At 68.5% G+C, this 26,861-nt stretch carries 25 protein-coding genes and 1 pseudogene; 15 read left to right on the top strand and 11 right to left on the bottom strand.

Annotation, left to right across the window (positions count from 1 at the left end; genetic code table 11):
• Positions 1 to 30 precede the first annotated feature (30 nt).
• On the top strand, positions 31 to 1,143 hold the full coding sequence (locus SGFS_RS25035; protein ID WP_286253607.1) for a helix-turn-helix domain-containing protein: 1,113 nt from the start codon (positions 31 to 33) through the stop codon (positions 1,141 to 1,143).
• Positions 1,144 to 1,208: 65 nt separating this feature from the next.
• Here SGFS_RS25035 and SGFS_RS25030 read toward each other — a convergent pair whose 3' ends face one another.
• Positions 1,209 to 1,679, bottom strand: a complete 471-nt coding sequence (locus tag SGFS_RS25030) for a peptidoglycan-binding domain-containing protein (RefSeq protein ID WP_286253606.1) — start codon at positions 1,677 to 1,679, stop codon at positions 1,209 to 1,211.
• A 264-nt stretch (positions 1,680 to 1,943) separates the two neighbouring features.
• On the opposite strand from SGFS_RS25030, the gene SGFS_RS25025 reads away from it, so the two are divergent.
• From SGFS_RS25025 to SGFS_RS25010, 4 genes are all read left to right on the top strand, one after another.
• Positions 1,944 to 3,752 carry an ABC-F family ATP-binding cassette domain-containing protein gene (locus SGFS_RS25025; protein ID WP_286253605.1) on the top strand — a complete coding sequence of 603 codons (1,809 nt, stop codon included), beginning with the start codon at positions 1,944 to 1,946 and terminating at the stop codon, positions 3,750 to 3,752.
• Positions 3,753 to 3,987: 235 nt separating this feature from the next.
• A complete protein-coding gene (locus SGFS_RS25020; RefSeq protein WP_286253604.1) occupies positions 3,988 to 5,757 on the top strand; it encodes an outer membrane protein assembly factor BamB family protein in 1,770 nt (589 codons plus the stop codon).
• A 243-nt stretch (positions 5,758 to 6,000) separates the two neighbouring features.
• Positions 6,001 to 8,085 carry an outer membrane protein assembly factor BamB family protein gene (locus SGFS_RS25015; protein WP_286253603.1) on the top strand — a complete coding sequence of 695 codons (2,085 nt, stop codon included), beginning with the start codon at positions 6,001 to 6,003 and terminating at the stop codon, positions 8,083 to 8,085.
• Between the two features lie 272 nt (positions 8,086 to 8,357).
• Entirely contained in the window at positions 8,358 to 9,029 is a 672-nt protein-coding gene (locus SGFS_RS25010) for a helix-turn-helix transcriptional regulator (protein ID WP_286253602.1), read from the top strand.
• On the opposite strand, the gene SGFS_RS25005 is transcribed toward SGFS_RS25010, so the two are convergent.
• Both SGFS_RS25005 and SGFS_RS25000 read right to left on the bottom strand, forming a co-directional pair.
• Positions 9,030 to 9,233: a DUF397 domain-containing protein gene (locus SGFS_RS25005; protein WP_286253599.1), complete on the bottom strand. Its 204-nt coding sequence runs from the start codon at positions 9,231 to 9,233 to the stop codon at positions 9,030 to 9,032. It abuts the gene before it with no gap.
• 8 nt (positions 9,234 to 9,241) lie between these two features.
• A complete protein-coding gene (locus tag SGFS_RS25000) occupies positions 9,242 to 10,093 on the bottom strand; it encodes a helix-turn-helix domain-containing protein (RefSeq protein ID WP_286253597.1) in 852 nt (283 codons plus the stop codon).
• A gap of 222 nt (positions 10,094 to 10,315) precedes the next feature.
• On the opposite strand from SGFS_RS25000, the gene SGFS_RS24995 reads away from it, so the two are divergent.
• The 8 genes from SGFS_RS24995 to mycP all read left to right on the top strand — a co-directional run bounded on the left by SGFS_RS24995 (position 10,316) and on the right by mycP (position 18,907).
• Positions 10,316 to 10,741, top strand: a complete 426-nt coding sequence (locus SGFS_RS24995) for an ATP-binding protein (protein WP_286253595.1) — start codon at positions 10,316 to 10,318, stop codon at positions 10,739 to 10,741.
• Positions 10,742 to 10,777: 36 nt separating this feature from the next.
• Positions 10,778 to 11,680, top strand: coding sequence for a hypothetical protein (locus SGFS_RS24990; RefSeq protein WP_286253593.1), 903 nt, complete (start codon positions 10,778 to 10,780; stop codon positions 11,678 to 11,680).
• A 359-nt stretch (positions 11,681 to 12,039) separates the two neighbouring features.
• A complete protein-coding gene (gene galT / locus SGFS_RS24985) occupies positions 12,040 to 13,101 on the top strand; it encodes a galactose-1-phosphate uridylyltransferase (protein ID WP_286253591.1) in 1,062 nt (353 codons plus the stop codon).
• Complete coding sequence (gene galE / locus SGFS_RS24980; RefSeq protein WP_286253589.1) at positions 13,098 to 14,060, top strand: UDP-glucose 4-epimerase GalE; 963 nt, start codon at positions 13,098 to 13,100, stop codon at positions 14,058 to 14,060. Before galT ends, galE begins: the two co-directional genes overlap by 4 nt.
• A gap of 73 nt (positions 14,061 to 14,133) precedes the next feature.
• Entirely contained in the window at positions 14,134 to 15,291 is a 1,158-nt protein-coding gene (gene galK, locus SGFS_RS24975; protein ID WP_286253586.1) for a galactokinase, read from the top strand.
• 265 nt (positions 15,292 to 15,556) lie between these two features.
• Positions 15,557 to 16,036 carry a hypothetical protein gene (locus SGFS_RS24970; protein WP_286253584.1) on the top strand — a complete coding sequence of 160 codons (480 nt, stop codon included), beginning with the start codon at positions 15,557 to 15,559 and terminating at the stop codon, positions 16,034 to 16,036.
• Positions 16,036 to 17,520, top strand: a complete 1,485-nt coding sequence (locus tag SGFS_RS24965) for a WXG100 family type VII secretion target (RefSeq protein WP_286253582.1) — start codon at positions 16,036 to 16,038, stop codon at positions 17,518 to 17,520. The genes SGFS_RS24970 and SGFS_RS24965 overlap by 1 nt, the downstream gene beginning before the upstream one ends.
• A gap of 31 nt (positions 17,521 to 17,551) precedes the next feature.
• Positions 17,552 to 18,907: a type VII secretion-associated serine protease mycosin gene (gene mycP, locus SGFS_RS24960; protein ID WP_286253581.1), complete on the top strand. Its 1,356-nt coding sequence runs from the start codon at positions 17,552 to 17,554 to the stop codon at positions 18,905 to 18,907.
• A 29-nt stretch (positions 18,908 to 18,936) separates the two neighbouring features.
• Here mycP and SGFS_RS24955 read toward each other — a convergent pair whose 3' ends face one another.
• From SGFS_RS24955 to SGFS_RS24940, 4 genes are all read right to left on the bottom strand, one after another.
• The gene (locus SGFS_RS24955) at positions 18,937 to 19,398 is read right to left on the bottom strand and encodes a hypothetical protein (RefSeq protein WP_286253580.1); all 462 of its coding nucleotides are present in this window, start codon (positions 19,396 to 19,398) and stop codon (positions 18,937 to 18,939) included.
• Between the two features lie 80 nt (positions 19,399 to 19,478).
• Positions 19,479 to 21,104, bottom strand: coding sequence for an alpha/beta hydrolase (locus tag SGFS_RS24950; RefSeq protein WP_286253578.1), 1,626 nt, complete (start codon positions 21,102 to 21,104; stop codon positions 19,479 to 19,481).
• Between the two features lie 9 nt (positions 21,105 to 21,113).
• Positions 21,114 to 21,416 carry a hypothetical protein gene (locus SGFS_RS24945; protein ID WP_286253576.1) on the bottom strand — a complete coding sequence of 101 codons (303 nt, stop codon included), beginning with the start codon at positions 21,414 to 21,416 and terminating at the stop codon, positions 21,114 to 21,116.
• A 351-nt stretch (positions 21,417 to 21,767) separates the two neighbouring features.
• Entirely contained in the window at positions 21,768 to 21,971 is a 204-nt protein-coding gene (locus tag SGFS_RS24940) for a DUF397 domain-containing protein (protein WP_286253575.1), read from the bottom strand.
• Positions 21,972 to 22,029: 58 nt separating this feature from the next.
• On the opposite strand from SGFS_RS24940, the gene SGFS_RS24935 reads away from it, so the two are divergent.
• Positions 22,030 to 22,800 (top strand): transposase, encoded by a 771-nt coding sequence (locus SGFS_RS24935; RefSeq protein WP_286251627.1) that lies wholly within the window; start codon positions 22,030 to 22,032, stop codon positions 22,798 to 22,800.
• Between the two features lie 146 nt (positions 22,801 to 22,946).
• On the opposite strand, the gene SGFS_RS24930 is transcribed toward SGFS_RS24935, so the two are convergent.
• The 4 genes and pseudogenes from SGFS_RS24930 to SGFS_RS24915 form a co-directional block, all read right to left on the bottom strand.
• Positions 22,947 to 23,324, bottom strand: a complete 378-nt coding sequence (locus SGFS_RS24930) for a DUF5753 domain-containing protein (RefSeq protein WP_286253573.1) — start codon at positions 23,322 to 23,324, stop codon at positions 22,947 to 22,949.
• A 25-nt stretch (positions 23,325 to 23,349) separates the two neighbouring features.
• A pseudogene (locus SGFS_RS24925) lies at positions 23,350 to 23,415 on the bottom strand (hypothetical protein); the annotation flags it as partial.
• Positions 23,416 to 23,538: 123 nt separating this feature from the next.
• Positions 23,539 to 23,676: a helix-turn-helix domain-containing protein gene (locus tag SGFS_RS24920; RefSeq protein WP_286253571.1), complete on the bottom strand. Its 138-nt coding sequence runs from the start codon at positions 23,674 to 23,676 to the stop codon at positions 23,539 to 23,541.
• A 488-nt stretch (positions 23,677 to 24,164) separates the two neighbouring features.
• Positions 24,165 to 25,541, bottom strand: coding sequence for an IS1380 family transposase (locus tag SGFS_RS24915; RefSeq protein ID WP_286253570.1), 1,377 nt, complete (start codon positions 25,539 to 25,541; stop codon positions 24,165 to 24,167).
• Positions 25,542 to 26,450: 909 nt separating this feature from the next.
• Between SGFS_RS24915 and SGFS_RS24910 the strand changes: the two genes are divergently transcribed.
• Positions 26,451 to 26,798 (top strand): DUF6247 family protein, encoded by a 348-nt coding sequence (locus SGFS_RS24910; RefSeq protein ID WP_286253569.1) that lies wholly within the window; start codon positions 26,451 to 26,453, stop codon positions 26,796 to 26,798.
• Positions 26,799 to 26,861: the final 63 nt, after the last annotated feature.

The following is a 26,861-nucleotide window of genomic DNA, read 5'->3' as shown; positions in this document are numbered from 1 at the left end:
CCACGTTCCGACCCGGCAGGGGGGATCGCGATGACCCGCTATGAGGAGGCCGAGCGGTTCGCCGCCCGACTGCGCGCGCTCAGGGAGAGAGCCAACTACAGCTACGAAGCACTCGCACAGAAGACCGGCATCAGCCGGTCCAGCCTGCATCGGTACTGCGCGGGCTCATCGGTCCCGCAGGACTACGGAGTGGCCCACCGCATCGCCACGGTCTGCGGGGCGACCCCCGCGGAACTGCGCGAGCTGCACCGGCTCTGGGCCCTGTCCGACGCGGAACGGGCGACGAGCGACGCCCAGGTCACTCCAGCCACGGAGGAACCGGAGCCCGACGAGCCGCCCCAGGAACCGGTCACCGGGGAAACGCGCCCCGCGGCGGAGACGGAAACCGACGAAGAGCGCCCCGAGACGACCGAACCGGCCCCGTCACCAGAGCCCCCGGCCCCCCGCAGGACGTGGCTGCCGAGGGGCCGTCGGCTCACCGTCGTCACGGCCGTCGTCACCGTCGTCGTCCTCGGGATCGTGGCATGGGGGATGTCCATGGTCTCCTCGCACGGCAAGAAGGCGGAGGCCGACGACGACCGGGTGCTGTTCTCGGCCGCCTGTCGGCCCGTGATCGGCATGGGCCAGCAGGACGAGTGCGTCAAGGAGACCCAACAGCTGCTCCGGCGGCGGGGCGCCACCATCGGCGTGGACGGCATGTTCGGCCCCGAGACACTGCGCCGGGTGACGGCCTTCCAGGTGCTCGCGGGCATCACCGTGAACGGCGTCGTCGGCGACCCCACGAAGAAGGCCCTCTACGACTCCAAGGTCCGCCTCGACACCTGGTCGCCGGAGAAGGCCCGTAAGCGCATCCGCGAGGTGTTCACCGAGGTGCCGGACGACGCCGTCGCCATCGCCGACTGCCAGTCCTTCCTGGACCCGCTGCACATCCTGCCGAACACCAACGGCACCAGGAACTGGGGCCTGTTCCAGATCTCCGACACCCGGCTGCGGGAGCTGGGCGGCACCCCGCGCAAGGCGCTGGACCCCGAGTGGAACATCCAGGCCGCCAAGAAGCTGTGGAGCCGCGACCACGACTTCCACGACTGGCCCCACTGCGAGCGGGCCCTGCACCAGCCGTCGCCGTCACCGTCGAAGTCCTGAGCGTCGGGCGGACACGCGCCCGCCCGACGCTCAGGGCCGGTCCCCCGCACCGGCCCTTACAGGTTCTAGAAGTTCGCCACGCACCAGTTGGCGAACCGCGCGAACGCGGCCTTGGAGCCCGAGCCGAAGTCGCCGTCGATCGCGCCGGTGTAGCCCCAGCTCTCCTTCAGGAAGCGCTGCAGCGCCCTCTTCGTGCCGTCGCCGGGGTCGCCGTCGATCCCGGCGGTGTAGCCGTGGTACTCCGCGAGGAAGCGCTGCATGGCCTTCCAGCTGTTGGTGCCCAGCTCCCCGTCGATCGCGCCGGTGTAGCCCCAGTACAGCTTCAGCCAGCGCTGGACGCCCTTGGCCTGGTTCGCGGTCAGACCGAAGTTCTGCGTCGCGAGGATGGTGGCGTCCTGGGCGGCGGCCGCCGCCGGCTTGGCGGCCGCGCTCTCCGAGGCCGCGAAGCTGGTGCTCGCGGTGGCGAGGCCGCCGGCCGCGATCCCGATGATGGCGGTGACGCTGACGAGGGACCTCGTCAAGATGCTCGGTCGCATGTGCATTCCCCTCTGGGTCGGTCGTGGGACGTCGTCCCGTTGAAGCCGGGCCAGACGCTGGCAGAGCGCTCCGACCCCGGGCAACGAAAACCCGTCCCGCTGGGACGGCGGGACACCGTCGACCCCGTGAGCTGGGCACTTCCCCGACCTGCTGGGACGCCGGTGGGACGGACGGGACCGAAGCCCCTGCGGGGTGACGGCTCGACGGCCGGACGCCCCCGCCACGTACCCTGGAGGGTCGATCGTCCCCGTGGCAGGAGAGAAATGGCCGTCAACCTGGTCAATGTCGAGAACGTCAGCAAGGTGTACGGCACCCGTGCCCTGCTCGACGGCGTCTCCCTCGGCGTCTCCGAAGGGGACCGCATCGGAGTCGTGGGCCGCAACGGCGACGGCAAGACCACCCTCATCCGGATGCTGGCCAAGCTGGAGGACGCCGACACCGGGCGCGTCACCCACTCCGGCGGCATCCACGTCGGCGTGCTCACCCAGCACGACTCCCTGGACCCGGCCGCCACCGTCCGGCACGAGGTCATCCGGGACCTCGCCGACCACGAGTGGGCGGGCAACGCCAAGATCCGCGACGTACTCACCGGGCTTTTCGGCGGCCTCGACCTGCCCGGCTTCCCGCAGGGCCTCGACACCGTCATCGGCCCGCTCTCCGGTGGCGAGCGCCGCCGTATCGCGCTGGCCAAGCTGCTCATCGAGGAGCAGGACCTGATCGTCCTCGACGAGCCGACCAACCACCTCGACGTCGAGGGCATCTCCTGGCTCGCGAACCATCTGCGCGAGCGGCGCTCCGCGCTCGTCTGCGTCACCCACGACCGCTGGTTCCTCGACCAGGTCTGCACCCGTATGTGGGACGTGCAGAAGGGCGCGGTCTACGAGTACGAGGGCGGCTACTCCGACTACGTCTTCGCCCGCGCCGAGCGTGAGCGCATCGCCGCCACGGAGGAGGTCAAGCGGCAGAACCTGGTCAGGAAGGAGCTGGCCTGGCTGCGCCGCGGCGCCCCCGCCCGTACGTCGAAGCCGCGCTTCCGCGTCGAGGCCGCCAACGAGCTGATCAAGGACGTGCCGCCGCCGCGCGACACGAGCGAGCTGATGAAGTTCGCCTCCTCCCGGCTCGGCAGGACCGTCTTCGACCTGGAGGGCGTCACCATCCAGGCCGGACCCAAGGTGCTGCTCAAGCACCTGACCTGGCAGCTCGGCCCCGGCGACCGGATCGGCCTGGTCGGCGTCAACGGCGCCGGCAAGACCTCCCTGCTGCGCGCCATGGCCGAGGCCGCGCGCAGCGAGGGCGAGCGGCAGCCGGTCGCCGGGCGCATCGTCACCGGCAAGACCGTCAAGCTCGCGTACCTCTCCCAGGAGGTCGCCGAGCTCGACCCCACCTGGCGGGTCCTCCAGGCCGTGCAGCAGGTCCGCGACCGCGTCGACCTCGGCAAGGGGCGCGAGATGACCGCCGGGCAGCTCTGCGAGACCTTCGGCTTCAACAAGGAGAAGCAGTGGACGCCGGTCGGCGACCTGTCCGGCGGTGAGCGCCGCCGCCTGCAGATCCTGCGCCTGCTCATGGACGAGCCGAACGTCCTCTTCCTCGACGAGCCCACCAACGACCTCGACATCGAGACCCTCACCCAGTTGGAGGACCTCCTCGACGGCTGGCCCGGGTCGATGGTCGTCATCTCCCACGACCGGTTCTTCGTCGAGCGCACGACCGACCGGGTGTTCGCGCTGCTCGGCGACGGCACGCTGCGGATGCTGCCGCGCGGGATCGACGAGTACATCGAGCGTCGGCACAAGATGGAGGAGGCCGCGGCCGCCTCGTCGGCGGTCGCCGTGAAGCCCGTCGCGGAGAACGCGGTCTCGGCGGCCGACGCCCGGGCCGCGAAGAAGGAACTCCAGAAGATCGAGCGGCAGTTGGACAAGATCTCCGAGAAGGAGACGAAGCTGCACGACCGGATCGCCGCGAACGCGACGGACTTCGCGAAGGTCGCGGAACTGGACGCCGAGCTGCGGGCGTTGGCCGGTGAGCGGGAGGAACTGGAGCTGCGCTGGCTCGAACTGGCCGAGGACGCGTGAGCGATTCCGCGTATCCCCAAAGGGGGCGCGCACGTCTCGTGAAGGGGGCGTGAAGGAGCGTAACGGAGGCATTACGGGGCGGTTCTCCCTTGGGAACAGGGGAGCGACCGGCCCCGTGCGGGGGCGCGTCACAGTGATAGAAAGAGCCGTCTGAGAACAGTCTGACGAGTCTGACAAGCTTCACCACGCGTGACCACGGGTGGCTCGAAAGCAGCGAACAGGGGGAAACGCGCTGATGACTCAGCCACCCGAACAGCCGCCGCACGGGGGCTACGGCGGCTACGGAGCTCCGCAGAACCCACCCCCGGCACAGCATCCACAACAGCCGTACGGCTACCCGCAGACCCCGCCCCCGCAGCAGCCCCAGCCCGGCTACGGCCATTCGCAGCAGGGCCATCCGCAGCAGCCCGGACCCTACGGCCAGCCGGCCCAGCCGGGGCCGTACGCCCAGCCCGGCCCGTACACCCCGCCGCCGCAGCCCGGTTACGGCTACCCGCAGGGCCAGTACGCGGGCGCGCCCACTCCGCCGCCGCCCGCACCCGGTGGCTCCAAGAGCCCCTTCACGGGCCGGACCGCGGCCGTCATCGCAGCGAGCGTGGCCGCGCTGATCGTCGCCGGTGTGACGGTGTTCGCCGTGACCCGTGGCGGTGACGACGAGAGCAAGAAGAAGCCGGTCGCCGAGAAGAGCGACGGTCAGGACGAGGAAAAGGCCTCCGACGATCCCTCCACGCCCGTCAACCAGGGTGACGGCAAGGGCGACGGCGCCGATGAGAACGTCGACGTCCGCGAGTACAACGCGGACCGCAAGGCCGGCGAGGCGAAGATCCTCATGTACAAGAGCGCGCCGGACGCGCCCGGTGCGGGTGCCAACGCCCCCGGCATGTGGGTCACCGACAAGGTCGTGGTGAAGCCGGCGTACAAGCAGCTCTTCGCGTACAACGTCGTCGACGGCGACCCCGCCTGGGACCCGATCGAGTTCACCGGCAAGATCTGCGACGTCACCGCGGACGCCACCGCCGACGGCCATGTCGTCGTCGCCTACCAGCACGGCACCGGGGACAACGCCAAGTGCAACCAGCTCCAGGAGATCGACCTCGCCACGGGGGAGAAGGGCTGGAGCATCGAGGTCGAGGAGGGCGGGTTCCTCGACAGCACCTACAGCGTGGCGCTGGTCCGCACCGGCGACACCCTGCTCGTGGGCCGCTCGCAGTCGGCCACCGCGTACGACGTGACCACCGGCAAGAAGCTGTGGGACAAGAAGGAGTACGGCCAGTCCTGCTACCCCGACGGGTTCGCGGGCGGCACCCGGCTGGTCGTGGTCTCCTCCTGCGCGGTGACCAGCGACAAGGAGCACGACGAGGTCCAGGAGCTGGACCCGAAAACGGGCAAGGCCAAGTGGACGCGGAAGATCCCCAAGGGCTGGAAGGTCGAGCGCGCCCTGTCGGTCGACCCGCTCGTTCTCTACCTCACCAACGAGGAGGAGAACACCTGGAACATCTCCGCGTTGACGAGCGACGGCCGGACCCGCTCGCAGGTCAAGATCGACGACTCGCTCGCCGAGACGTGCGAGAACTATCTCCTGGAGCGCAACCTCGTGGGCTGCCCGGGCGTGACGGCCGATGCCGGCACCCTGTACCTGCCCACCGCGGAGAAGAACGACGCGAACGAGATCGTCGCGGTCGACCTCTCCACCGGCAAGGAGAAGTGGCGGGTCAAGTCCCCGGCCGGCGCTCCGCTGGAGGCGATCCGCGTCGAGGGTTCGCAGCTGATCGCCTACGCGCAGGCGGGGAACGACGCGGGCGGCCGGGTCGTGTCCGTGCCGACGACCGGTTCCGGCCACAAGGCGACGACGCTGCTTCAGATGCCGGAGAGCACCGCGAAGATCGAGAGCGACTTCTACTCGAAGGCGATCGACTACGTGGACGGGCGCTTCTACATCTCCACCACCTACCTGTCGGGCGACGACGAGTCGAAGGAGAAGTTGATGCTGGCCTACGGCAAGTGACGCGCCTGGCTCACGCGGCGCCCCGCTTGGTTCACGTGCCGCACCTGGTCCAAGTGGCGCACCACCGCCTGGCGGAGGTGCCGCGCCACCAGGCTCAGGTGCCGCACCACCGGGCGCACGTGCCGCGCACGGCCCAGTGGCGCGTCCGGCTCAAGTGACCGCCGCGGGCCGCCGCTTGGGCTTTCCCGTCTCCGTCCCCGCACTCCACCCTTTCGCCGAGATCCGCTCCGAGGTATCCACGTCATGACCCAGCCGCCGCCCCCGCCGAACCAGCCGCCGGGCCCGCCCCCGCAGCAGCCCCCGGCCCAGCCGCCCGCCCAGCCCCCGGCCCAGGAACAGCCTCCGGCCCAGGGACAGACCCCGGCCCAGGCGCAGCCCCCGCAGGACGCCCCGCCGCCGGGCGGCTTCGGCGCGCCCACCCCGCCGCCGCCCGGCGGCTACGGCGCCCCCACGCCCCCGCCGCCCGCACAGGGCCCGGGCTACGGCTACCCGCAGGCACCGCAGGCACCGCAGGCCCCTCAGCCGACCGCCCCCACGCCCCCGCCCCCGGCGCAGGGCCCCGGCTACGGCTACCCGCAGACCCCGCCCCCGCAGCAGCCCCAGCCCGGCTACGGCTACCCGGGCCAGCCGGGGCAGCCCGGCCAGCCGGGTCAGCCGGGCCCGTACGGGCAGCCCGCGCAGGCCCCCTACGGCCAGCAGCCGGGCCCCTACGGCCAGCCCCCGCAGGCGCCCTACGGGCAGCAGCCGTACGGCCAGCAGGGACAGCAGCCCTACGGCTATCCGCAGCAGACCGTGCCGATGCAGCCGCAGGTCGGGCAGGTCCCGCCCGGCAAGGGCAAGAAGCTGAACTCCACGGCGGTCATCATCACCGCGGCGGTCGCCGTGATCGCGCTGATCGTCGGCGGCGGTGTCTTCTACGCCAAGTCCCAGGGCAAGGACGACGACAAGAACAACACCGCCAGCTCCGAGGGCACGACCGGCGGCAAGGACGACCCCAAGGGCGACGACGGCGGCACGTCCTCGTCCGGCGGCGGCTCGTCGACCGGCGGGGTCGAGGTGCCGACCGACGCGCAGGAGAAGGTGCCGTCCAGCACCAGCGGCAAGGTCCTCTTCCAGGTGCCCGCGCACGAGATCAAGCAAAAGGGCCAGATCGACACGGTCAAGGGCTCCTGGCTCACGGACACCACCTACGCCAAGGCCGCCGTCAACAAGATCATCGGTTACGAGCCGGGCACCGGTAAGACCAAGTGGACGCTGGACCTGGCCGGCCAGACCTGCGCGGGCTCCCGTGAGATCACCACCGAGAAGATCGCGGTGGTGGTGACCGAGGAGGCCAAGCGCAAGAACAAGGACGACCGCCACCCGTGCACGGTGGTCACCGCGTTCAACGTGGAGACCGGCAAGGAGGTGTGGTCGAAGAGCGCCGAGGTGAGCGGTACGAAGGTGCCGTTCGGCGAGGTCACCATCTCCTCGACCACGGTCGCCGCGGCCGGCGGCTTCTCCGGCGGCGCCGCCTTCGACGTCAACACCGGCAAGGTGCTGTGGTCCCCGAAGGTCAACGGGTGCGAGGACGTCGGCTACGCGGGCGGCGCCCAGCTCGTCGCGGTCCGCAAGTGCGGCGACTACGGCGAGGAGAAGTACGAGGTCCAGCTGCTCGACCCGAAGACGGGCAGCGTGAAGTGGACGTACAAGCTGCCCGCGGGCATCGACAACGCCAAGATCATCTCCACCCAGCCGGTGGTCTTCGGTGTGGACTCGACCGACGACGCCTACCTGACCGGTACGAGCGACATCTTCTCCCTCGACGACAAGGGCAAGCTGCGTACGAAGATCGCGCTCCCGGAGAAGAAGTACGAGCACACCTGCACGGACCGGGGCGTGTGGAGCTGCAAGGGCGTCGTCGTCGGCAGCGACAAGGTGTACCTGCCGACCAAGGAGCACGACGGCACCGGCACCTACAGCACCACCAACGAGATCGTCTCCTTCTCGCTGGCCACCGGTAAGTCCACGGGCGACCGTGTCGACGCGGGCGACGACTACGAGCTGTGGCCCATCCGCATGGACGGGCCGAACATCATCGCCTACAAGGACGCCCCGTACGACAAGGGTCCGCAGGTCGTCTCCATCGACGCCAAGACCCTGAAGCAGACCGAGCTGTTGGAGACCCCGGCCTCCGAGACGGTCCGCCGCGCGATCAGCGCCATGGTCCCGAAGATGAGCGAACTGCGTTACACGGACGGGCGGCTCTTCATGGGCACCGAACTCGTCGCCGAACCATTCTCGGACGACGAAAAGACGTACACGGCGCTCGGTTTCGGAGCCAAGTGACCCCACGCGCCCCCCTGGCCTCGTGCGACGGCCCCGTCCCTGCTCAGGGGCGGGGCCGTGCACGTATCCCGCATCACTCTCGAATCGGCGGGAATTTCGGTAATCCGGGGCACTTCTCACCGATAGGGGGAGCGCAACGTCGAACAAGCGTGTAGCTTCCGGGGGCATGACAGCGGGGGATCAGACGGGGAAGTCGGGGGGCTTCTGTCCGTGAGGACCAGTGGGCAGCCATAGTTGGCAACCATTGGGGGGACTGGGGGGTGGCTGGCTCGATGGGAGTGCGGCTCATGGTGGTCGACGACCACCGATTGCTGGCCGAGGCGCTGGCCTCGGCGTTGAAGCTGCGTGGGCACCGCGTGCTCGCCGCGGCGGCGCCCGCCGCGGGCGCGGCGGAGCTGGTGATCACAAGGGCACCCGAGGTGTGCCTGCTCGGCACGGCGACACCCGCCGAGCCGGGAATCTTCGACCCGGTGGTCAGGATCAAGCGGGAGCGGCCACAGGTGGCGGTGCTGGTCCTCGGACCGGTGCCCAACCCGCGCGGCATCGCGGCCGCGTTCGCCGCGGGCGCGTCGGGTTATGTACGGCAGGACGAGCGCATCGAGGGTGTGGAGCGGGCCATCATGAAGGCCCGCGCCGGAGAGGCCGCGGTGGCGCCGCAGCTGCTCCAGAGCGCGTTCAGCGAACTGCTGAACCCGGCGGCCCAGCCGGACGACGAGGGCCAGCGGCTGCTCCAGATGCTGACCCCTCGCGAGGTCGAGGTCCTGGTCCGCGTCGCGGACGGCGAGGACACGAGACTGATCGCGGCGGGCATGGGCATCGCCCCCTCGACGGCCCGCACCCACGTCCAACGGGTCCTGATGAAGCTGGGCGTCGGCTCCCGCCTGGAGGCAGCGGCGCTGGCGGCCCGCACGGGCTTGCTGGACCGGGCGGGCCCACCGCGCTGATCACCCTCGACGTGGACGGAACCTGCCGGAGGCTATGACGCGGAGGAGGTGGGCGACGGGGGCCGGGGTGGTGGTGAGGACGGTGGCTGGGGTGTCGGATTCGCGGAGGTGGAGGGTGGGGGGTGCTGCGGCGAGTTCGACGCAGGCGTTGCCTTCGGCGCCACCGGAGAAGGTGGACTTCTGCCAGATCAAGGCTTGAGCCACGAGGCGCCTCACAGTTCCTTCGACAAGCGGTGGATGAAGTCCCGGGACGTGGTGGGGGCCAGCGTCGCCTCCTCCACCTTACGAAAAAGCGTTCGAAGCGTGCTCAGTTGAGATTCCGCATCGATGAACGCGGTGCCCGTGGCGGCTTCCCGTAGCCCGGTGTCGAGTTGGGGGACGGGGCCTCCCATGTACATCATCGAGGCTCCGGCACCGCCGAAGCCGTCCTGGTCGACCGGGATGACGCGTACGGTCACGTGCTCCTGGTCGGTCTGATCCAGGATCTGCCGGAGTTGGGCACGGGAGACGTGCCGGTCGGCCACGCGGATGCGCAGGGCGAATTCGTGGACGATCGCCTCGTACGAGGTGGGGGCGTCACCCTCGATGACAGTGCGCCGCCGCATGCGGTGTTCCACCCGGGGTGTCAGCTCGCTGTCGGGAAGCTCCGGGCGCATGTACCCGAAGACCGCTCGGGCGTAGTCCGGGGTCTGGAGCAGTCCGGGAACGTAAGTGATGACGACCTCGCGCAGGAACGCCGCATGGTGCTCCGCCTCGGCCAGGTCCAGGTTCACCGGGGGCAGTACTCCCCGGTACTCCTCCCACCAGCCCCGCGTGCGGTCGGTCGCCATCGCCGCCAGAGCCTCGATCAACCCCTCGTCCGTACAGGCGTAGTGAGCGGCGAGGCGCCGTACCCGAGCGGCGCTCACGCCCGCGACCCCGGACTCGATCTGGCTCATCTGGACCGAGTCGGCTCCCAGGAGCACCGCGGCCTCCCGCGCCTTCATGCCCGTCGCCTCACGCAGTTTGCGCAGCTCGGAGCCCAGCCGCACTCTGCGGGCCGTGAGATGCCTCTTAGGCGGCACCGGAGCCTCCTCGTCCCAACTGCCCTGTGGGCGTCCCTCGTTCGGGGGTCAGAATACGGCAGCGGCTTGCGACTTCCTAAAGTTAGGAAATACCGTCAGTCACGCGCCGCACACGCTGCGGAACCCCGGGACCCCGGAAGCGCACCACTCCGTCACGCCACGACGGCTGAGGCAATGCCACCGCGCGCACCCCAACCCCCCACCCCCGAACGGAGTTCACCCATGCCCGAAACGGCACCCGAACCCTGGGAGTACGTCCTCCTCATCCCCCACGACCCCCGAGCCGTCACCGTCTCCCGCCACACCCTCCGCTTGATCCTGACGACGCACGGCCTGGCCGCCCTCGTGGACACCGCCGAACTGCTGGCGACGGAGCTGATGACCAACGCCGTACTCCACACCAAGGGCCCCGCGGCCCTGCGTCTGCGCTGGACGGCCGGCGCGCTGTGGATCGGCGCGTGGGACGCCGACCCCGAACCACCGGAACCCCCGGGGCGGCCGACGGAGCCGACCGAGTCGGAGAACGGCCGCGGCCTCGCCCTCGTGCGGGCCTGCACCGAGGCGTGGGGCTGGCAGCCGTCGTCCCGGTTCGGGCACCGGGGCAAATACGTGTGGTGCGAACTGCTGTGTGACCTGGTCGCGGCCTGACTCGTTGATCACCCCGAAAGAAAGGAGGAAGAGCCGATGGTCAGCTCGCCGCACGAGGCGCTGCACCGAATCTTCCAGAAGGATCCCGCGCTGCTCACCCGCACCCTGCAGCGCGTATTACACGTGCCTTTCCCCGAGCCGTACGAGTTCGCCGCCATGAACGTCGACCTCACGGAGATCGAACCGGTCGAGCGGCGCGTGGACACGCTGCTGCGGGCGGAGACCGACGAGGGGACGTATCTCCTGGTCGTCGAGTCGCAGGGGAAGAAGGACGAGGGCAAGCGCCGTAGTTGGCCGTACTACCTCAGCTACCTGTACGCGAAGTACCACTGCGACCCGGTGCTCATCGTGATCACCCAGAGCAAGGCCACGGCCCGCTGGGCGGCGGAGCCCATTCATCTCGGGGTGGTCGGCCGCCCCTCGTTGACGGTACGACCACTCGTGCTGGGCCCGGACAACGTACCGGTGATCGCGGACGAGCGAACGGCCGAACGGGACGTGCCCCTGGCGGTGCTCTCGGCGATGACTCATGGCAAGGGGCGCGGGGCCGCCGCCATACTGGAAGCCCTGGTAGCCGCCCTGCGGAACACGGACGCGGAGAGCGCCGCGGTCTTCGTGCAGTTCGTCGACTCGTGCCTGACAGACCCCGAGGCACGGAAGATCTGGAGGGACCTGATGACGGATACGCAGTACTTCTGGCGACACCCGCTCGCCGAGCAGACGCGGGAGGAGGGTCGTGAGGAGGGCCGGGAGCAGGGTCGGATGGAGGGCCGCGCCGAGATGATCCTCGAGATTCTCGAGTTGCGGGGCATCCCGGTACCGGCTCAGGTCCGTGAGCGCGTCACCGCCTGCGCGGACCGGGCCCAGCTCACGGTCTGGGCGGAACGGGCGAGCCACGTGACCGACGCCGAGGGTCTGTTCCGTGCCGCCGGGACCTGAGGCCGACGGAGTTGCCGAAATCGACTCGGCCCTGCACAAAGTGCCCGTTCGGAGGAACTGCTCTTCACCTGGCTGACCCGAGCGTTCGAGGCGAGTACGGCCGCCGAGGTTTTCGCCGCTGAGTAGCCCACCACCCGCACAGCCCGAGCACCCCTACGGGGCCGGGGATCACCCAGTGACCCCCGGCCCCGTACGTGTGAGAACGGTCGACGTACCCCTTCGTTTGAAGTTGGTGCACTTTGTTTGGTTGTGATGGTGACGAGCGTGGGAGTTTGTGCTTTGATGTGTTCGGTTCTGTTTGGTGAGCTAAAGCCTTGACGGCTTGATCGCATTGCTGCGGTACGGATGGGGAGACCAGCGTGAAGAAGACCTCGACCCGGCTGGCCGACGGTCGTGAGCTGATCTACTACGACCTGCGCGACGACCGTGTGCGCGACGCGGTGGACAAGCGGCCCCTGGAGCGCACCGTCACCACGTCCGAGGTGCGGCGAGACCCGCTCCTCGGCGACTCCGTGGCGATCGCCTCGCACCGCCAGGGCCGCACCTACCACCCCCCGGCGAACGAGTGCCCGCTCTGCCCCTCCGAGGACGGTCGGCTCAGCGAGATACCCGACTCCTCGTACGACGTGGTCGTGTTCGAGAACCGCTTCCCCTCGCTCGCCGGCGACTCCGGCCGCTGCGAGGTCGTCTGCTTCACCTCCGACCACAACGCCGCCTTCGCCGACCTGAGCGAGGAGCAGGCCCGCCTGGTCCTGGAGGCCTGGACCGACCGCACCGCCGAGCTGTCCCACCTCCCCTCCGTCGAACAGGTCTTCTGTTTCGAGAACCGGGGCGCCGAGATCGGCGTGACACTCGGCCACCCCCACGGCCAGATCTACGCCTACCCCTTCACCACCCCCCGCACCGCCCTGATGCTGCGCTCACTGGCCGCCCACAAGGACGCGACCGGCGGGGAGAACCTCTTCGACGCCGTCCTGGAGCGGGAGCTCGCCGACGAGCGTGTCGTGCTTCAGACCGAGCACTGGGTCGCCTTCGTGCCGTACGCGGCGCACTGGCCGTACGAGATCCACCTGTACCCGAAGAACCGCGTGCCCGACCTGCTCGCCCTCGACGAGGACGCGCGCACAGAGTTCCCCAAGGTCTATCTGGAACTCTTGAGGCGCTTCGACCGGATCTTCGGCGAGGGTGAGCCGCCGACGCCGTACATCGCGGCCTGGCACCAGGCCCCGTTCGGCGCGCTGGAGGAGTTCGAGGGCGTCAACCGTGACGACTTCGCGCTCCACCTCGAGCTTTTCACCATCCGCCGCACTTCCGGCAAGCTGAAGTTCCTCGCGGGTTCCGAGTCCGGCATGAACGTGTTCATCAACGACGTGCCGCCGGAGCACGCGGCCGAGCGACTGCGAGAGGTAGCGAGTTCATGAGCGGGAAGTACCTGGTCACCGGGGGCGCGGGCTATGTCGGCGGCGTGGTCGCCCAGCATCTGCTGGAGGCGGGCCACGAGGTCGTCGTGCTCGACAACCTCTCGACGGGTGTGCGCGAGGGTGTCCCGGCGGGCGCGTCGTTCGTGGAGGGTGACATCAAGGACTCCGCCAAATGGCTGGATTCCTCCTTCGACGCCGTCCTCCACTTCGCCGCGTTCTCGCAGGTCGGCGAATCGGTCGTGAAGCCCGAGAAGTACTGGGACAACAACGTCGGCGGCACGATGGCGCTGCTCGGCGCGATGCGCGAGGCGGACGTCCGCAAGCTGGTCTTCTCCTCCACGGCCGCCACGTACGGCGAGCCGGAGACGACCCCGATCGTCGAGTCCGCGCCGACGAAGCCGACCAACCCCTACGGCGCCTCCAAGCTCGCCGTCGACCACATGATCACCGGCGAGGCGGCGGCCCACGGCCTGGGCGCGGTGTCGCTGCGCTACTTCAACGTGGCGGGCGCGTACGGCGCGCAGGGCGAGCGCCACGACCCCGAGTCGCACCTGATCCCCCTGGTCCTCCAGGTCGCGCAGGGCAGGCGGGACGCCATCTCGGTCTTCGGCGACGACTACCCGACCCCCGACGGCACGTGCATCCGCGACTACATCCACGTGGCCGACCTCGCGGAGGCGCACCTGCTGGCGGTCGAGGCAGCCGTGCCCGGCGAACACCTCATCTGCAACCTCGGCAACGGCAACGGCTTCTCGGTCCGCGAGGTCATCGAGACGGTCCGCCGGGTGACGGGCCACCCGATCCCCGAGGTGGTCGCCCCCCGCCGAGGCGGCGACCCGGCGATCCTGGTCGCCTCGGCCGCCACGGCCCGCGAGCGACTGGGCTGGAACCCGTCCCGCGCGGACCTCGCGGGAATCGTCGCGGACGCGTGGGAATTCGCGCAGCGACGCGACAAGTAGTGTGCTGGCGCAGCCAGTTCGGCAGGTAAGCAGCCGGTTCGGCAGGTAAGTACGGAAAGGTCAGGGTCAGCTGATGAGCGAGGCTGTCGTCGCCGAGCAGTTCAAGGAGCTGTACGGGGTTGAGCCGGAGGGGGTGTGGGCGGCGCCGGGCCGGGTGAACCTGATCGGCGAACACACCGACTACAACGACGGCTTCGTCATGCCCTTCGCGCTCCCGCACACGACGATCGCGGCGGTCTCGCGCCGCGAGGACGGCGTCCTGCGCCTGCACTCGTCGGACGTCGAGGGCGGAGTCATTGAGCTGGAGCTGTCCGCGCTGGCCCCCGAGTCGGACCGCGGCTGGACGGCGTACGCGGCGGGCGTCGTCTGGGCCCTGCGCGAGGCGGGCCACACCGAGATCACCGGCGCGGACATCCACCTGGCCTCGACGGTCCCGGCGGGCGCGGGCCTGTCGTCGTCGGCGGCGCTGGAGGTGGTGGTGGCCCTGGCCCTGAACGACCTGTTCGACCTGGGCCTGAAGGGCTGGCAGCTGGCCCGCCTGTGCCAGCGCGCGGAGAACGTCTACGTGGGCGCCCCGACGGGCATCATGGACCAGACGGCCTCGGCGTGCTGCGAGCACGGCCACGCGCTCTTCCTCGACACCCGGGACCTCTCGCAGAAGCAGATCCCCTTCGACCTGGCGGCGGAGGGCATGCGCCTGCTGGTGGTGGACACCCAGGTCAAGCACTCCCACAGCGAGGGCGAGTACGGCAAGCGCCGCGCGGGCTGCGAGAAGGGCGCGGCCCTGCTGGGCGTCGACGCCCTGCGCGACGTGGCGTACGACGAGCTGGACGCGGCCCTGTCCCGCCTCGACGACGAGGAGGAGGTCCGCCGCCTGGTCCGCCACGTGGTGACGGAGGACCAGAGGGTGGAGAAGGTCATCTCCCTGCTGGAATCGGGGCAGCCGCGCGCCATCGGCCCGGTGCTGGTGGAGGGCCATGTCTCCCTGCGCGACGACTTCCGCATCTCCTGCCCCGAGCTGGACCTGGTCGTCGACACGGCCCTCACGGCGGGAGCCCTGGGCGCCCGCATGACGGGCGGCGGCTTCGGCGGCTCAGCCATCGTCCTGGTCGAGGAGGCGGACGCGGACACGGTCACGAAGGCCGTGGAGGAGGCGTTCGCCGCGGCCGGCTTCACGGCTCCACGGGTGTTCGCGGCGGTGCCTTCGGCGGGGGCGCGGCGGGTTTTGTGACCTGTGAGATCGCGTGACATGGCTGGTGCTTGACGAAGCTGACGCTTCGTCAAGCACCAGCCTTTTCTGTCAGCTTTTCTGTCAGCCTTTTCTGCCACTTGAACCCCACGCCTGAGTACGAACACTCATGCGCCCGCTCGCCCCACCCACGACACTGTCACAATGGGTAGCCAGAGTTACCTGTGTGGTCGTCGTCTTTACGGGGAGGGCAGTGATGTCGAGCGGCGCTTCAGGCGGATCGAGCGGATCGTCGTGGGCGTCCGGCATGTTCGACACCGCGCGGGACGCCGTCGGCGACCTGGTCACCGAGCTCTCCTCCTTCACGGCCTTCCAGAAGCGCGTCGACCAGCTGATCCGCGACCTCAAGGACTCCGACGCCGCCCCCGGCAAGGTGAGCCAGGAGCAGCTCGTACGCGGCCAGTTCGGCGGTGGGAACGGCGAATGGGCCGAGGCGGCCGGCCTCCACACCGCGTACGAGACGGTCGTCACCGAGCTGGAGAACCTCTCGAAGCTCCTGTCGGACTCCATGGAGGGCATGGCCATCGCGGTCCTGGCCTCGCACAAGGGCTACGAGAACATCGACCTCGACATCCGCGACCGCATGGCGGCGATCAGCGCGGAGACGACGGAACACTACGGCGGGGCGTACGACCCGGGGCTGCCGAAGCAGGGCGGCACCGGCGGTGACGCGGGCGGGCCGGAGCAGGCACCGTCGGACGGCGGCGACTCGGGAGGCACGATCTGATGGCCGGCGGCACCCCCTTCGACAACATGAGCCACGAGCAGATGCTCCAGTGGCTCGACCAGGCCAACAGCGGCACGGTGCAGTCGGCCGCCGACCGCCTGGCATCCGCGGCCGAGGAGATCCACAAGATCGCCGAAGAGCTCAAGGTCCGCCCCCAGTGGGTGGAATGGAAGGGCCAGGGCGCCGACGCCTTCCGCGCCTGGACCGCCGACCTGGCCAACTCCACCTTGCGATTGGGCGACTTCAGCGAGAGCTCGGCGAAATGGCTCGCCCAGGCTTCGGACGCGATCGCACGGGCCCAGGCCTCGATGCCGCGCACGACGGAGAGCGCCCAGGCCAACCTGGACGCGGCGGCGTCCACCCCCAACGACCCTGACGCGGACGCGGTCTCCGCCAAGTCACGGTCCGAGCTTGCGGCGTTGGCGGCGAGCAAGGAGAAGGTGCGGCAGGAGGCCGCCGCGGAGATGGTGAAGCTGGGGCAGGCGTACGAGTTCTCGGCTGTGCAGCTGAACGGGTTGGAGAGGCCGAAGTTCGCGCCACCGCCGGAGGCGATTGTGCCGACCCCATTCGGCGGACAGAATTCTGACCTGGCACGTCCGCAGGCTTCCGCACAGGGCACTGCTTCACCCGGCGAAGTCGCTTCGCCGTATTCGCGCCGGAGCCGGGAAGTCACTTCCGATACTTCTGACACGAGGCGGTCGCTGGGCACCCGCTCTCCAGAGCGTGTAGAACCAATGGAAAACGAGCCCCCGACCCGGATGGGCATCGACTCCGTGGAAACGCTGCTTCCGGACAAGCAGACGGCAACGGGTCCGCCGAGCAGTCCGCCCGGTGCCGGACGGCCGGACGGATCCACTCCGCACACGGGATGGATTCCCCAGGTGCCTGGCAGGGAGAGTGTGCCCTCTGGAGGAATCCCGGGACAGGGGCGGCCAACGGTGAACGGCCGTATGCCTCAGTTGCCCGGCCAGGGGTTGCATTCTCCGAACGCTGGCCGTGCGGGCGGTACTGGCATTGTCGGCGGTCGTCCGGTCAGTTCGCCGGTGGGCAGGCCGACGGGTGCGATTCATCGAGGGACGGTGGTGGGGGCACCGGGCACAGTCGGCCGTGCTCCGGCCGGTCCCATCACTGGCACGACGACCCCAGCCGGACGGGCGGCCGGTCAGCAGAGCCAGACGCCTGGCCGTCGTCTCCCGTTGCCGAACGGTGGTGTCATCGGAGGTACTCCGCAGCAGGTGGGCCGTGCGGCGCCCGGCTCTGGCAGCTCGGGTACGAACCCCAGCGGCGCGGCGCGAGGCGTCTTGGGTGGCGCCTCCAGTGCAGGTCGCCCAGGGGAATCCAAAGGCGCAGGAACTTCCCAGGTATCTCAGCCAACTTCGTCAACGAGCACGGACAACAGGAACAGGCGGTCGAGCCGTGCGGCCGAGGACGAGAAGACCTGGCGGCAGGGCAACGGCCGTACCGTGCCGCCGGTCATCGACTGACGCGTATCCCGAAACGGAGACAGCGAACCTCATGCGCACCACCAGCACCCGACACGGGCGCCATCGTGCCGTGGCATCGGTGATACTCGGCCTGCTCCTGATGGGTGTCATGGGAGGGCCTGCCCATGCCGCGTCAACCCGGGAGCAGCAGTGGTTCCTTGACGCGATGAAGGCCGAGCAGATGTGGCAGACCAGCACGGGCAAGGGCATCACGGTTGCTGTCATCGACACTGGAGTCGATCCGGATAATCCCGATTTGGAAGGGCAGGTGCTCGACGGGAAGGACTTCGCGCCCTCAAGCCGTGCAGGCGACGAACACACGGATTACGACGGTCATGGCACCGGAATGGCCGGGCTCATCGCTGGCACGGGGGCATATGGAGGCGGAAAGGGCGCGTTCGGGCTCGCCCCTGGGTCCAAAATCCTTCCTATCCGGATGCCTCATTCCGACGAGATGGGCGCTTTTGACGGGTCTGGGTATTTCAGCAAAAGTATTCGTTACGCGGCTGATTCCGGAGCCCAGGTCATCAACATCTCAATGGGTGGCGGTTACAGGAATCCCGAGCTGACCGAGGCGGTCAGGTATGCCCTGGACAAGGGTTCGCTGGTTTTCGCGGGGGTTGGCAACGACGCGGAAAAGGTGCACCAGATCAGCGAGCTGGCTGCCACGCCCGGTGTAGTTGCTGTGGCAGCGGTGGGCAAGGACCTGCGGCGGGCGTCCTTGTCCCAGTACGGCCCCGAGGTGGACATTGCCGCCCCTGGTGTGGACATGGTCCATGCCTGTGGTGGCAAGACGGGCCTCTGCAAGACCAGCGGCACCAGCGACGCCACCGCACTAGCCTCCGCCAGCGCCGCCCTGATCTGGTCCAAGCACCCGACCTGGACGAACAACCAGGTCCTCCGCGTCATGCTCAACACCATCGGCGCCCCCACCGACGGCGCCAAACGCAACGACTCCATCGGCTACGGCATCGTCCGCCCCCGCATCGCCCTCCAGAACCCCGGCAACCCCGGCCCCGCCGACGAATACCCACTCCCGGACCTGGCGGCCGCGGCCTCCGCGTCGCCGTCCCCCGAACCGTCCGCAACCGATGCCGCCGATTCGCCGGCCCGGGAGAAGCGCACCGAGACGGCAGCCCCCGCGCCCGAGGACGGCACCCTGGTGTGGCTCGTAGGGGGAGGCGTTGCCGCCGCACTCCTCGGTGGGGGATTTGTGATCGCTCGGAAACGCGGCGCTGCGAAAGCCGCACTCTCGGCCCCGGCGACTACGCACTACACCCAGAGTCAACCTCGGTACCCGTCACCGCAGAATCAGCCTCCTCCGTACGCGCCTCCCAGCACGCCCCACACCGATGTCGCTCCTGGCCGAGGTCCTGGTGTCGGCTGAGCCGCAGCACTTCCTGTCTTCAGGAATCCTCAGAATTCCTGCTGCTTGGCGTCGGGCGGGAGGAGACAGGGAGTGCTCACAACCAGGGTGAGCAACTCATCGGTCACGTCTCCCGCCGAGACGAACTGATGATCTGTCGGGTGCTTGGCATCCACTAGATTGGCTGGCTTCTGCTTGGAGTCGGATCGGTACCCGACGATCTCGAAGCCCTGCTTCTTGAGCGCGTCCCGGATCGCCCGGATGGCCTCCGCGTGCTGCTTCTTGGGAAGCTTGACGCGAGCGTTGTAGCTGAGTGTGAATCGGCCGTCATCAGCTGATTCGTTCTTCTTGCCCAGGCAGTTGGTGAAGTTCGCTGTGGCTGTACCGGGGGCGATTTCCGCCTTGGCGGTACGGGCCATGGACTCGGTCCAGTGCTTGGCCCAGGCCTCAGCTTTCTCCTTGGTCATACGAGGAAGGGGAGCGTTGGCTTCCTTGTCGCTCTGACCGGACATGCAACCTCCTAGCAGCAGAACGAGAGTCAGGGCGAGGGGTACCCTGCGGAACATGGGCATGGGCCCGAAACTCCTTGAGGTCATGGGCGGGGGGTGTTGTCGGGTGTCAGCCCGGCGATGATGCGCCCTTGGTTGTTCAGGCTCTGGCTGCTGTCGTCCCAGTAGCCGCTGTGCCCATCGGTGTCGACATACATCCGCTGGGCCCCGAAATCGGCCTCCTTGGGATCTGCGCCAAGAGTCTTGTCCGCAGTCCAGTTGACGACACCGTCGTTGGAGGCGGCACCCACGTAAAGATGCTTGGGATCGACGTGGAGTTGATCGGCCCTGTCGACTGTCAGGCCCGGGCTGCCGACAACCACCAGGTCATCCGTGTCCAGCCCTCGGCCTCCGGCGTCGGCGGCGCCAGCCGTCGTGGAGCCGTAGCTGTGGGCGAGGACGGTGAGGTGGCCACGTTCTCCCTCGTGAGCCGCGCGGAGGCCATGGGTGAAGTTCCGAAGATCCCCAGCCCCATCCTGGGCCCGCCCATCAGTGGCGATACCGAGGTTCAGTTCCGGATCGTCGGCAGTGAAGTTGGCTTCCGGAGCGTTGTAGTCGAGCCAACTGATCACGGCGACATCCTTGCCTTGGCCCTCGCTCCACGCACCTGCCGAGTCCTGCAGCTTGTTGACTCTGTCGATCTGACTGCCCACGTTGTCCAGCTGGTTGCTGGTACCCGGCACCATGACAGCAGTGTGCTTGGCAGTGTCCGGGTTGCCTACGGCGACGATCGCGCGGCCGTCACCCTCCGTGCTGAAACCGAGCAGATGCAACTGCTTATGGGCGGGGGCCGTATCGCTTTCGTCCAGCCTGTCCTTGAGAGCACTCAGTGATCGGTAGCTGTACCGGTCGTGGTAACCGAGGTCGCCCTCGCGTAGTGCGTAGTCGTTGAGGCGCATGTCCAACACGGTCCGGTTGGCTTGGTCCCGGGTGGGGGCGGGCAGTCCGTCCAGCGCACCAAGCTGGTCAGGGAAGGCGGCGAGGTAAAGGTGCTGTTTCTCCGCACCCAGATCGGCCCACCACTCCGCCGCACGCTTGGGATCCTTGCCGTCCGGGATGTCCTTCTTGTTGATTCCCGCGAACTCGGCGACTCGAGCCGCGTCCTCCTGGGCGTGGGCACCGCCGTACCGTTTGTCGAGGTCGAAGGGATCGATCTGGTACAGGATTCCGGCGGCCTCGTCGCTCACCGTAGTCGCTTCTGAGACCGCCGCTTCGATACGAGCGCGGAAGTCACCGAGACCGGCGTTGGCCTGCTGCTGGATCCCCGCGTAGTCCGGGTCGTTGTGATACTTGGGGTCGACAGCCTGCTTCGGCTCCACCCAACCATCGTCATCCCGTACTTTATGTCCGGCTTCCTCGGCGTCCGCGACAGCGCTGCGCAACTTCCGCTGGGCGCCTTGCAGTTTGGTATTAAGGGTGTCCAGGGTCGTGGCAATCAGTTGGGCGTTGGCATTGGCTGTGCCGAGTTTGCTCTCGGTGGCCTCCATCGCGTCGAAACCGTAATGCGCGCTGACGCCTGACCAGCCTGCTTTGTGGAGCGGCCCAGTCACCCGCTTGCCGCTGCCGGTCTGCGTATCGGCCAGAGCCTTGGCCAGCTTCTGCCAAGATGACGCGGCAGCGGTCAGATCTGAGAAGTCCTGCTTGAACAGTTGGGCGAACAACTCTGACATCTCGGTGCATCACCAGCCGCGGAAGCATGCGATGACATCCTGTTCCAGGATGTCGCGACCATCAGCCAGCAACCGCAGGCCCTCACCGTGTTCGGAGAGGTTGTCCCGCAAAGTGCCGAGCGCTGAGCCCCAGCTCTCGCCGGTCCCTTGCATCCGGGGCCCGACGGCCCATGCCTTGAAGGCGGTTGCAGCGGAAGCCAAATCATTGATCGCCTTGTCCAGCACCGGCTGAAGGTCGGTGACAAGGGCGTCCGCAGCTCCGGCCGAAGCCCTCAGCTCGCCCGCGTCGATGTTGAGATCGTGCTGTCCCACAGGTTCCTTCCCCACCGCGGCAACTGCTCGTGATCGTCACTCAGAGGGGCTTTGGGACCCCGACCTGAGCACTCGGGATGACGTTAGCCGAAGGCCTCACGACGCGTGCAAGAGCAAAGCGGGATGTGTGTGCTTCGCGGAACCCAGCGCTTAACAGGTGTCTCGCGCCTACGCAAGGGTGATCCGGCTTATTTGTGACCGGGAGCGACCTCAAGAACAGCTGTTCCTGATGAGCCTCTCGGGTATGTGTCAACGGTCAGTTCGTTTCCCGGAGACGGTCCGAGCGGGCCGGTAGCTGTCACCCTGGGTGACCCCGACGTGAGTACGATGAAAGAGCGCACGCTGTCGCAGCTACGTGATGTCCTTCAGGAATGCGGTGAAGGAGACTGCCGACAGGGTGAGGGCGGCCCCACGGGGAGCCTTCGAGTCCCGTACGCGAACCTCGGTCCGGAGGGTTGCGATCTCGACGCACTCGTTGCCCTCGCCGCCGCTGTAGCTGCTCTTGAACCAAGCCACAGCGCTCGGTTCGGTAGAGGGAGCAGCTATGTCGGTCATGGGGACGACTCCTAAGGGCTGTCCCGTAACTGCTGGTCACGGATGAGATGATCTTGTCGTGTCTGGTGTGATCACGGCGTCGGAGCCGTCCTGGATAGCCCCGTTCACCGGGCTGAGCCCGCGTCAGTTCGGCAAGCTAATCACCGCGCTGCGGCGCGAAAGCGCGGATCCGGTCCGCAGGGGCCGCCCGTGGAGCCTGCCTCTGGAGGACCGGGTCCTGCTGGTCGCCGCGTACTGGCGGACCAACCTGACCCTGCGCCAACTGGCGCCGTTGTTCGGGGTGTCCAAGTCCGCGGCCGACCGGATCGTCGATCACCTCGGCCCGGCGCTGGCACTGCAGCCACGTAAACGGTTCCGCCGTGACGCCGTGCTGATCGTTGACGGCACCCTCGTCCCCACTCGCGACCACACGGTCGCCGAGCAGTCGAAGAACTATCGGTACTCGACCAACCACCAGGTCGTCATCGACGCCGATACCCGGCTGGTCGTAGCAGTTGGACGGCCGTTGCCGGGCAACCGCAACGACTGCAAGGCATGGGAGTTGTCCGGCGCGAAGGACGCCGTCGGCCGCGCCACGGTGATCGCGGACGGCGGCTACCGGGGCACCGGCCTGATCATCCCGCACCGCCGCGAACCCGGCCAGACCGAACTCCCCACCTGGAAAGAGGAACACAACACCTCCCACCGCAAGGTCCGTGCCCGCGTCGAGCACGCCTTCGCCCGCATGAAGACCTGGAAGATCCTCCGCGACTGCCGACTCAAGGGCGACGGCGTCCACCACGCCATGCTCGGCATCGCCCGCCTGCACAACCTCACCCTCGCCGGCTGACGCAGAAGCAGGCAGGTCAACAAACACGTCGTAGATCATTTACGGGACAACGCTTAGCGCGCGTCGGCGATGAGCAGCAACGAAGCTGCCGTGTCGGTGGCTTGCGAACGAAGGTAGTCGAACGTCAACTTGTAGGCACCCACGTCTTACGGGTCCTCCAGATACAGGCCGCGCCGACGCATCTCGATGTAGACGATCCCCATGGAATTGAGGGGTTCACGCTCGTTGTCGTGTCCAAGGACCACGAAATGTCCGGCTCCCGCGGCATGTGCTCCCGCACTGAACGGCAGTACCTGAATATCGATGTTGGGGTACTGGGCTGCTTCGTGGAGGTGCTTGAGCTGCCGGGCCATGATCTCGGTGTCTCCGACCGTTCGACGAAGAACCGCCTCGTCCAGGACCACCCACAGATGCAGAGCCGAGTCGCCGCGCAGGATGTCCTGGCGCTTGATGCGTGCTCCCACCATCCGCTCGATCTCTTCGTTCGAGCTGCGTACCTCGCGCCTGGTGAATGGCGAGGGCATATTCCTCGGTTTGGAGCAGACCAGGAATCACCGTGTTCGCGAAGACATGCTCGTAGCCTGCCGCATATTCGAAGGGGACGAGGGGATCCATCCACTCCGGCACGGCACTGTTGCCGACCCACCACCCGTCGGCCTGTGACTTGGCGATGCTCACGAGGGCTTCCCGCTCCTGCGCGGTGGCTTCGCAGGCGTCGGCCAAGGCCTTGACCGTGGCTCACCGGATGCGGGCGCGGTCCTGCCATGCCTCGTAGCGGCTGACGGTGGTGGTGCTGACGCCGGCCCGTTCGGCTACTTGAGTCTGCGTCAGCCCGCAGCGCTCGCGGATGGAGACCAGCCCGCGTGCGATCTGCATACGTCCAGCCGGGCCCGTGTGTGTAGCGGTCACGTTCCAGATCCCTTCTCGCGCAGCGGACTACTCCGCCGACGTCACTCCACCCTCGCGACCGCCGACTCCAAGGAGCGCCTGGATCCTTCGGACACGATTCAGAAACCAGTCACCCACATCGGTGAATTCCCATAGTGGGTAATTCCACCATGGGGTTCCCGTGGCAGTGTTCCCGTAGACATCCGATCGGTCTCCGAGGTGTTGAGAGCATGTGCGAATTCATGAAGCGCATCGCGCATTGGCTGAGGTGAGCGTCTGCCCCGACCGGCCGACATCGCGCAGGATGTTCACTAACCTCGATCTTTCTTGACGGTCCGCCGACGGAGTCGGTGGACCGTTTTCGTGCCGTGGACTGAGCTTGCGCAGGCCGAAGGCCCGAGTGCCGCCTCGGGATGGCGCCGGATTCCACTGCTCCGGGTGTTGAGGTGCTGTCGAAGGGACGGGGAATCCGCTGGTCAGCCAGGGTCGGGCAGGTGGGTGAGCCTGTCGAGGGCTGCGGTGATGTGGCCGGTCCAGGGCCAGTGCCGGGCAAGGCGGAGGATCCGTCGGCGGCCGGTGGTCACGAGTTGTCCGGCCGCGGTGAACAAGCGGAGGCGTAGTCGGCGGGGTTCCCAGAGCCTGGCTTTGCCGGTCAGGGCGAGCATCGGTATCCAGGCCAGCAGGTCGAGAGCGATCTGCACGATCTCCAGCCAGATCCGGTTCTGGGCGGTGCGGTGCAGGGGCAGGTTGCGCAGGCCGGTGGCCCGGGCGGCGCGGATGCGGTCCTCGGCCCGGGCCCGCAGTCGGTGGCGGAGCTCGAGCTCGGCGATCGGCCGGCCCAAGGTGTTGGTGGCGAAACAGGTCAGCCGCATACCGTCCGCATCCGTGAGCCGCAACTGGGCCCCGGGGTGCGGTCGTTCCTTCCTGACGATCAGCCGTATGCCCTCCGGCCAGCCGTCCAGAACGTCGCCGGTGAGTTCAGCGACCCAGGCGCCGTCGCGGATCTCGCCGTCCGCCTCGACGGCCGCCGTCCAGGCCGATGCCGGAACGCTCAGCACGTGCTGGTGGATCGCCTCGGTGATCACCATGCCGACCGAGTAGGACAGCCACCGTCCCCGCCGGGCGAGCCAGGCGACGAAGTCGTGGGTGCCGCCCGCGGAGTCGGTGCGGATCAGGGTCCGGCGTCCGCGCCGGTACTTCTTCGGCAGCTGAGCCAGGGCCAGTTGGGCGGCGGTGATGTGGTCAGCGGCCGTGTTCGATCCCGCGTTGCCTGCTCTGAGCAGGGCCGCGACCGGTTCACCCGTGCCGCCCGGTCCGTGGTCGACGAACCCCATCAGCGGGTGGTGGCCGTAGGTTCGCTTCCACGTGGGTGCGGCGTCCTCCTTGTCCGAGTGCGCGATCACCAGCACCCCGTCGAGGTCCACGGTCACCGTCCCGCCCGCGTCAGGCGCTTCCCGGTCGGCCAACCGCCAGACGTGTCGGCGGACTTCAGCCCGCGCGGCACGGATGGCCCGCAGGGCCTTCTCCCCGGAGGTGGCCAGGGCCTCGACGAGACGAGAGACCGTCGGGTCGGAGGCCACCGGCCCGAACACGGCCGGCTCGGCCCGCAGCATGGCGACATCCGCGAGGCAGTCCCCGCCCAGCGCGACCGCCAGGGCCACGTCCAGCAGGGTCTTGCCCGGATCGTGCACCGCCCGAGCTTTCCGCCACGGCGTCAGCGCCGCTGATATCGCGGTGTCCAGGCCGGCCTTGCGGACGGTCTCGACCAGCAGCACGCCCCCGGCCTGCGAGACCACCGCCCGGCCGCCGCCCTCGATGCGGACACGCGGGTACGACCCGATACGCTTCTTCACCTGGAGAGTGCTTCTTTCCGTGCAGCCAACAGGACCCTAGACAAGTCCCATCGTTGCAGGTCAGGAGCACTCTCCGCTTATTTGATCAAGCCTCGGACACCCCGCCTCGTGAAAGCGCGAGGCTAACGCCTCGCTAGTCGACGCCACTTGAGTCCACACAGGTTCAAGCCCTCATCGCCCCCACCGTCCGCGCCTGGTACGAGCCCATCGACGGCGCCATCACCCGCCTCGTCCGCTCCTACCTCGCCGCGCATGATTCCGCGGAGAAGGCCCGGTTGCAGCGGTTGCGACGCGACATCCTGTGGTGTGCCACGTACGGCGTCGACCTGGACACGCGTGACGTCCACGCCTGCCTGGGGGTGGCTTCATGAGTGGCATGGGCGACGACGAGGTGAACCGCGTACGGCTCCTCCCTTGGACCGGTACCCATGGTCGGGCCTGTCTGCTCCTTACGGACGGCGACGGCACTGTCTCTCGGTTCGCCGACAGGGTCGAGGACGTGCAACTCGGTCTGGGGGAGCGGCTCCTCAGCCGACTGCGGGACGCGCTCCCCGTGGGGCATGTGAATGTCGGGGAATTCGACGCGCTGGCAACTCAGTTGGCCGACGCGCTCGGGGACGCGTTGCTCATCGCCAGGTCTCGGGGTGCTCGTCTCGGTGGAGCGAAGCGGGACCGCTCGGGCCGAGCTCCTGCCGTGACGTCGGCAGAGGAGATTTCCCTCGGCCTGTCGGCTTCCCGGCCGTCCAAACCCCGGGCGCGCGGCCTGATGTCCTTTCCCGGTCACGACCTCGCCTCCGCGCCCGCCGCTCGCCGATACGTTCGCGACACGGTCAGCTTGTGGGGCCTGCGGTGTGAGGGGCGACGTGGAGAAACCGTACGAGAACCGCCTCACCCGCACCGGAGGTCTCCGTGAGCGCCCAGCCCGACGGCTCGTACGGGCCACTGATCCCCATGCCCGAGCCGACCCCCGACGCGCTGCGGGCGGCGGTCGCGCGGATCACGCCGAGCCGGGTGCCTGCCCTGACCCAGCACCTGTTCGAGGCTACGACGAACGCCCAGCAGACGCAGAGCCTCGCCCCGCTGCGGGCCTTCGTGCACTCGTGGGCCGTCTTCGTCGCGATCGAACGGCACCCGCAGCGGGCCGTCCGGCTGCGCGAACTGGAGCGGATCGTCGACGGCGGGGAGCAGGACCCGGCCGACGTGATCGCCGAGATCCGGCGCATCCGGGAGGCGGCGGAGGCAGAGGCGGGTCTGTGAGCGACTGGACCTGGGACTAAAACGAGCGAGGAGTACGTCACTGGAGGGCTTCCTCCCGGCGTC

The organism is Streptomyces graminofaciens (assembly GCF_030294945.1).
GTDB lineage: Bacteria > Actinomycetota > Actinomycetes > Streptomycetales > Streptomycetaceae > Streptomyces > Streptomyces graminofaciens.
The sequence above is the reverse complement of the archived record's forward strand: the minus strand, read 5'-3'. Positions and strand labels throughout refer to the sequence as shown.

What these genes read in the sequence shown, in the direction of transcription:
- SGFS_RS25035 (WP_286253607.1), top strand. Translation starts at nt 31, where the DNA reads ATGACCCGCTATGAGGAGGCCGAGCGGTTCGCCGCCCGACTGCGCGCG.
- SGFS_RS25030 (WP_286253606.1), bottom strand. Translation starts at nt 1,679, where the DNA reads ATGCGACCGAGCATCTTGACGAGGTCCCTCGTCAGCGTCACCGCCATC.
- SGFS_RS25025 (WP_286253605.1), top strand. Translation starts at nt 1,944, where the DNA reads ATGGCCGTCAACCTGGTCAATGTCGAGAACGTCAGCAAGGTGTACGGC.
- SGFS_RS25020 (WP_286253604.1), top strand. Translation starts at nt 3,988, where the DNA reads ATGACTCAGCCACCCGAACAGCCGCCGCACGGGGGCTACGGCGGCTAC.
- SGFS_RS25015 (WP_286253603.1), top strand. Translation starts at nt 6,001, where the DNA reads ATGACCCAGCCGCCGCCCCCGCCGAACCAGCCGCCGGGCCCGCCCCCG.
- SGFS_RS25010 (WP_286253602.1), top strand. Translation starts at nt 8,358, where the DNA reads ATGGGAGTGCGGCTCATGGTGGTCGACGACCACCGATTGCTGGCCGAG.
- SGFS_RS24995 (WP_286253595.1), top strand. Translation starts at nt 10,316, where the DNA reads ATGCCCGAAACGGCACCCGAACCCTGGGAGTACGTCCTCCTCATCCCC.
- SGFS_RS24990 (WP_286253593.1), top strand. Translation starts at nt 10,778, where the DNA reads ATGGTCAGCTCGCCGCACGAGGCGCTGCACCGAATCTTCCAGAAGGAT.
- galE (WP_286253589.1), top strand. Translation starts at nt 13,098, where the DNA reads ATGAGCGGGAAGTACCTGGTCACCGGGGGCGCGGGCTATGTCGGCGGC.
- galK (WP_286253586.1), top strand. Translation starts at nt 14,134, where the DNA reads ATGAGCGAGGCTGTCGTCGCCGAGCAGTTCAAGGAGCTGTACGGGGTT.
- SGFS_RS24970 (WP_286253584.1), top strand. Translation starts at nt 15,557, where the DNA reads ATGTTCGACACCGCGCGGGACGCCGTCGGCGACCTGGTCACCGAGCTC.
- SGFS_RS24965 (WP_286253582.1), top strand. Translation starts at nt 16,036, where the DNA reads ATGGCCGGCGGCACCCCCTTCGACAACATGAGCCACGAGCAGATGCTC.
- mycP (WP_286253581.1), top strand. Translation starts at nt 17,552, where the DNA reads ATGCGCACCACCAGCACCCGACACGGGCGCCATCGTGCCGTGGCATCG.
- SGFS_RS24955 (WP_286253580.1), bottom strand. Translation starts at nt 19,398, where the DNA reads ATGTCCGGTCAGAGCGACAAGGAAGCCAACGCTCCCCTTCCTCGTATG.
- SGFS_RS24950 (WP_286253578.1), bottom strand. Translation starts at nt 21,104, where the DNA reads ATGTCAGAGTTGTTCGCCCAACTGTTCAAGCAGGACTTCTCAGATCTG.
- SGFS_RS24940 (WP_286253575.1), bottom strand. Translation starts at nt 21,971, where the DNA reads ATGACCGACATAGCTGCTCCCTCTACCGAACCGAGCGCTGTGGCTTGG.
- SGFS_RS24930 (WP_286253573.1), bottom strand. Translation starts at nt 23,324, where the DNA reads ATGCCCTCGCCATTCACCAGGCGCGAGGTACGCAGCTCGAACGAAGAG.
- SGFS_RS24920 (WP_286253571.1), bottom strand. Translation starts at nt 23,676, where the DNA reads ATGCAGATCGCACGCGGGCTGGTCTCCATCCGCGAGCGCTGCGGGCTG.